General features: G+C 74.5%; 3 protein-coding genes and 1 pseudogene. 1 reads left to right on the forward strand and 3 read right to left on the reverse strand.

Annotation, left to right across the window (positions count from 1 at the left end; genetic code table 11):
- Nucleotides 1–1,505 (forward strand): ATP-dependent helicase C-terminal domain-containing protein (locus CCN44_RS35815; protein WP_276329140.1); only part of this gene is annotated, 1,505 nt, incomplete at its 5' end.
- On the opposite strand, the gene CCN44_RS35820 is transcribed toward CCN44_RS35815, so the two are convergent.
- The 3 genes and pseudogenes from CCN44_RS35820 to CCN44_RS35825 form a co-directional block, all read right to left on the reverse strand.
- A complete protein-coding gene (locus CCN44_RS35820; RefSeq protein ID WP_086702764.1) occupies nucleotides 1,495–2,487 on the reverse strand; it encodes a PorA family protein in 993 nt (330 codons plus the stop codon). The two genes, CCN44_RS35815 and CCN44_RS35820, sit on opposite strands and share 11 nt — an antisense overlap.
- A gap of 25 nt (nucleotides 2,488–2,512) precedes the next feature.
- Nucleotides 2,513–2,647 carry an SPW_0924 family protein gene (locus CCN44_RS43660; protein ID WP_107117979.1) on the reverse strand — a complete coding sequence of 45 codons (135 nt, stop codon included), beginning with the start codon at nucleotides 2,645–2,647 and terminating at the stop codon, nucleotides 2,513–2,515.
- Between the two features lie 186 nt (nucleotides 2,648–2,833).
- Nucleotides 2,834–3,393 (reverse strand): annotated as a pseudogene (locus CCN44_RS35825) (lytic transglycosylase); the annotation flags it as partial.

Genomic DNA, 3,393 nt, shown 5'->3' on the forward strand with positions numbered 1-3,393 from the left:
GGGAGGCGCCGGGGGTGGTGTACCGGTGCTGGGCGGAGGCCGAGGACGGCCGTCTGCCGGCGTTTCCCGCGCCCGAGATCAAGGTGGCCGACCTGACCGCGTTCGCCCTCCAGGCAGCCTGCTGGGGCGATCCGGACGCCTCTGGGCTGGCGCTGCTGGATCCGCCGCCGGGCGGGGCGATGGCGGCGGCGCGGGCCGCTCTCGCGGGCGTGGGCGCGGTGGACTCGGCGGGGCGGGCGACGGAGCGCGGGGCGCGGTTGGCTCGGCTGGGTCTGCACCCTCGGCTGGGACGGGCCCTGATGGACTCGGCTCCGTTGGTCGGGGTGGGCCAGGCCGCGGAGGTCGTCGCCCTGCTGAGTGAGGAAGCGCCACGGGAGTACGGGGATGATCTCGCCGGTGCGTTGCGGGCCGCTCGGCGTGGGGGTGACGCCTATGCGGGGCGGTGGCGGGCGGAGGTGCGGCGGCTGCGGGCCGTCGCCGCGGAGTACGCGGGCCCGGCCGAGGACGCCGGGGGCGGCTGGGCGGACGCCGAGGAGGACGGCCGCGTCGGGCTCGTCGCCGCTCTCGCCTTCCCCGAGCGTGTCGCCAAGGCCGACGGCGGTTCGTATCTCATGGTCTCCGGCAGCCGTGCCGAGGTCGCCGACGGCACCGGGCTCCGCGGTGCCCCCTGGATCGCCGTCGCCGTGGCCGACCGCCCCGTCGGCAAGGGGCACGCGCGCGTGCGGCTCGGAGCCGTCGTCGACGAGGAGATCGCGCGGCTCGCGGCCGCCTCCTTGCTCGAGGAACGCGAGGAGGTGCGCTGGGCCGACGGGGACGTCCTCGCCCGGCGCGTCGAGCGGCTGGGGGCGGTCGAGCTGGCCGTGCGGCCGCTGACGGACCCCGGCCCCGCCCTCGTCCGTGCCGCCCTGCTCGACGGGCTCCGGCAGGACGGGCTCGGGCTGCTGCGCTGGTCGGCGGAGGCGGAGGGGCTGCGGCAGCGGCTGGCGTTCCTGCGGGCGCACCTGGGTGAGCCGTGGCCGGACGTGTCGGACGCGGCGCTGCACGCGCGCGTGGACGAGTGGCTGGAGCCCGAGCTGAGCCGGGCCCGGCGGCGGGCCGATCTCGCCCGGATCGACGCGGGGCAGGCGCTCGCACGGTTGCTGCCCTGGGCGAGCGGGGAGGCCGGCCGGCTGGAGGAGCTGGCGCCCGAGCGGATCACCGTGCCGAGCGGGTCCAGGATCCGGATCGACTATCAGGATCCGGAGCGGCCGGTTCTCGCCGTGAAACTGCAGGAGATGTTCGGGCTGCGGGAGACCCCGGCGGTCGCGGGCGTGCCCCTGCTCGTGCATCTGCTCTCGCCCGCCGGACGGCCCGCCGCCGTGACGGCCGACCTCGCGTCCTTCTGGCAGGACGGCTACCGGGCCGTCCGGGCGGAGCTGCGCGGCCGGTATCCCAAGCATCCGTGGCCGGAGGACCCGGCGACCGCCGAGCCCACACGGCACACCAACGCGCGGCTCAGGCGCTGACCTGTGCGGGCCCCGCCGTCTGCGTCGGCGCGGGGTCCCGCGGGCGGCGGGCGCGGGCCTCCAGCCAGAGGGAGAGGGCGAGGAGCAGCACGCCGAGGGCGAGGGAGCCCCGGGGGACGTAGGAGGTGAGGGCCAGGACCAGCGTGCGGTTGTGCTTGACCAGGGCGACCGTGTGGTCGATGTAGTCCTCGCGCATCTTGACGTGCCCGGCGAACGCGGTGACCTTGGCGCGGCCGCCGAGCAGGGTGCCGCCGCGCAGTTCCTCCCGGTGGATCTCCTCGCCGTAGACGGGTGCCCCGGTGACGGGTTCGACCCAGAACCTGCGGACCGTGGAGTACCAGCGGGTGGTGCCCGTCCTGGCGACCGACTCCGGGGTGATGCCCTGCACGGGCAGGGTCTTCGGCATGCGGACCTTGGTCCAGGGGATGGTCTGCTCGAAGTAGTAGACCGTCAGGCCGCGGAAGCTCCGGGTGCCCCGGTAGTGGATGGGGCTGGTGGTGCGGGTCTGCGCGTCGAAGTACGCGTAGTCCCGATTCCGGGTCAGGAAGGGCCACTTGAACTCGATGCCCTCACGGGTGACCGGGTCGCCGTCGACCATTTCGCCGGTGGCGTGGACGGGCTCCTGGCTGTGGGCGTCGAAGATGTAGCGTTCGGGCAGCTTGGAGACCATCTTGCCGTCGGGGCCCTGGACGTAGGACAGGCTGTCCCAGACGACGACCGGCCGCCCCGCCGTCTTCTCGATCTTCTCGGCGGCCTCCACGTCCCCCTTGAGGGTCTGCACGATGGTGACCTTGGGGACCTTCTTCGCGCGCATGGTGCCGTAGTCGAGGAGGGTGGCGTTCCGGGCCTCCAGGACCATGTCCTGGTACTGGCCGGCGGGGATCCGGGCCAGGCGCGGGAAGGCGTACCAGCGCAGCAGCGGGGACAGCGCCGCGCAGAACACGGCGCAGGCGAGCAGGACCAGACTTGCCTTGCGGCGCATGGCGGCCTCCCTCCGGGACGGGCGGTCACGGGTGTGCGGGCACCGTCGTCAGCAGCGGTTTCGGAGAGGTCTCACCGGTCGGTGCGCCCAGCGCGCTGATCGTGAGGACCAGGGCGAGCGCGAGGGCGAGACCGGTCGCGGCGGCGATCAGGGCGCGCATGCGGGGCCTCCCGGCGGTCGGTCGGTGAGCTGACGGGACCCTGATGGGTCGTCAGGTCGTCGGGTCCGGCACCGTAGCAACGGGCGGGCGAGATGAGAACAGCGCTGCACGCACGAAGAAGGGCGCCCTCCTCCGCCGGGACGGAGGGGGCGCCCTGTGCGCACGGTGCCCTGTGCGCGTCGTGCGTCAGGCGGAGGGCGACGGGCTCGGGGTCGCGCTGGCCGTGGAGTCGGCACCGGCGGCGGCGACCTTCAGTTCCACCGTGAGCGTCGCTCCGCCGGTGGTGGTGATGCGGAGCAGGAAGGTGCCGGCGGTGTCGTCGGCGTACAGCTTCGGGAGCGTCAGCACGCCCTTGGCGTCCGTCCGGAGGCCGGTGAGGGTGCGTACGGGCTTGCCGTCGGCGCTCTTGAAGTAAGGGCCCTTGTCGTTCTCCGTTGCGTCGGTCGCCGACGTCACCAGGGTGGCGGTGGCCGCGACCTTGTCCGCGACGGCGCCCTTGTACGTCGCCTTGACCTGGACCTGGTCGGCGAACTCGCCGCCCGGGGTGCAGGTCAGCGGGGTGTCGCCGGTGCGGGTGAGGGCGTCGGCGGCGCGCTCGGTGACGGTGGCCGCGTAGTCGACGCCCTTGACGGAGCGGCCCACGACGGCCGCGGTGACCTTGAAGTCGCCGGTCTTCTCGCCGGCCTGGAGCGCCGGGGCGAGCGCGACGCCCTTGGCGTCGGTGGCGACCGTGGCCACGGTCTCGC

It is taken from the genome of Streptomyces tricolor, from assembly GCF_002155905.1.
Classification (GTDB): Bacteria; Actinomycetota; Actinomycetes; order Streptomycetales; family Streptomycetaceae; genus Streptomyces; species Streptomyces tricolor.

Excerpts from the sequence above, each read along its gene's own strand:
- CCN44_RS35820 (WP_086702764.1), bottom strand. The coding sequence starts at position 2,487 with ATGCGCCGCAAGGCAAGTCTGGTCCTGCTCGCCTGCGCCGTGTTCTGC.
- CCN44_RS43660 (WP_107117979.1), bottom strand. The coding sequence starts at position 2,647 with ATGCGCGCCCTGATCGCCGCCGCGACCGGTCTCGCCCTCGCGCTCGCC.